This is a genomic window from Streptomyces sp. SBT349, from assembly GCF_001083795.1.
Classification (GTDB): Bacteria; Actinomycetota; Actinomycetes; order Streptomycetales; family Streptomycetaceae; genus Streptomyces.
Map to the genome: position 1 here is coordinate 1 of NZ_LAVK01000664.1, position 1,458 is coordinate 1,458.

Consider the following 1,458-nt stretch of genomic DNA (forward strand, 5'->3'; position numbering starts at 1 on the left):
CGTCGCGTTGAAGACGAGCAGCGCGCCGAAGACCACCCATTGCATCGGCGAGTCCGGCGGCAGTCCGCCGGACTGGGAGCCCGCCAGGGCGACGGCGGTGACCATGATCCCGGCCCGGGCGGCGCTCACCGGCTCGACGTTCACGCTCAACAACTACGGCGTCTTCGGCGTCGACGGCTCCACGCCGATCCTGAACCACCCCGAGGTGGCGATGCTGGGCGTCGGCAGGATCGCGGAGAAGCCGTGGGCGCACCGGGGCCGGCTCGCCCTGCGCCACGTCGTCCAGCTCTCCCTGACCTTCGACCACCGGGCCTGCGACGGCGGCACGGCCGGGGCGTTCCTCCGCACGGCGGCCGACCACGTCGAGGAACCGCTGCGCATGCTGTGACCCAGCGGCTGACCCGGCGGCGGGGGCGGTCGCGGGCCCCCGCCGGGCCGGCGGGCACGGGAACGGGTGGCCGGGGGAGAACACCCCGGCGATCCCGGTACGGTTTTCCGCATGGCAGATTTCGACGCCGTCGTGTTGGCCGGCGGCGGGGCCCGTCGGCTCGGTGGGGTGGACAAGCCGGCCGTGCGGGTGGGCGGGCGGACGTTACTCGACCGGGTACTCTCCGCCTGCGCCGACGCAGCCACGACCGTCGTCGTGGGCCCGCCCCGGCCCACCGTCAGGCCCGTCACCTGGGCGAACGACGACCCGCCCGGCGGCGGACCCCTGACCGCGCTGCACGCGGGCCTGCGGCACACCACCCGCCCGCTGGTGGCCGTGCTCGCCTCGGACCTGCCGTTCCTCGACACCGGCACCGTTCACCGCCTTCTCGACGTCCCCGCCGAGGCCGAGGGACAGCTCCTCCGCGACGGCGAGGACCGCGACCAGCCCCTCACCGCCGTCTACCGCGCCGCCCCGCTCCACCGCGAACTGACGGGTCTCGACGCCGAGTTCGGCACCCTCGCCGGACTGCCCCTCAAGCTTCTGCTGCCGGGACTCGCCCTGCGCCGCCTCCCCGCCGCCGGGAGCCTCGACTGCGACACCTGGGCGGACATCGCCACGGCCCGCGCCCGGATCAGGGACGATGGGGCGGTGCTTGACGAATGGATTGCCGCGGTCAAGACCGAACTCGGCATCGACCCCGACGTGGACACCACCGCGCTGCTCGACACCGCGCGCGACGCCGCCCACTCAGTCGCGCGCCCCGCGGCTCCGCTGACGACCTTTCTCATCGGCTACGCGGCGGCCCTGCACGGCATCTCGCCCGCCGAGGCCGCCCGCCGGGTCTCGGCCCTCGCCGAGAGCTGGCAACAGGAAGAGCAACGCACATGATCGATGAGTTCGACGACGCCCTCGCCCTCGCCAACGTGCCCGGGGGTGCCGTCGGCCACCCCCGCCCCGCGCCCCGCCCGGCGCCCCCCCGGGCGGAGGGGGGAGAGGGCCCGCCCGCGGGGACTTCGGGCGGGACGCGG

At 75.4% G+C, this 1,458-nt stretch carries 1 protein-coding gene and 2 pseudogenes; 2 read left to right on the top strand and 1 reads right to left on the bottom strand.

Annotation, left to right across the window (positions count from 1 at the left end):
* Nucleotides 1-132 (bottom strand): annotated as a pseudogene (locus ADY01_RS41980) (sensor histidine kinase); the annotation flags it as partial.
* Here ADY01_RS41980 and ADY01_RS35630 point away from each other — a divergent pair.
* A pseudogene (locus tag ADY01_RS35630) lies at nt 113-388 on the top strand (2-oxo acid dehydrogenase subunit E2); the annotation flags it as partial. The pseudogenes ADY01_RS41980 and ADY01_RS35630 overlap by 20 nt on opposite strands.
* A gap of 111 nt (nt 389-499) precedes the next feature.
* A complete protein-coding gene (locus ADY01_RS35635; protein WP_049581036.1) occupies nt 500-1,318 on the top strand; it encodes an NTP transferase domain-containing protein in 819 nt (272 codons plus the stop codon).
* Nucleotides 1,319-1,458: the final 140 nt, after the last annotated feature.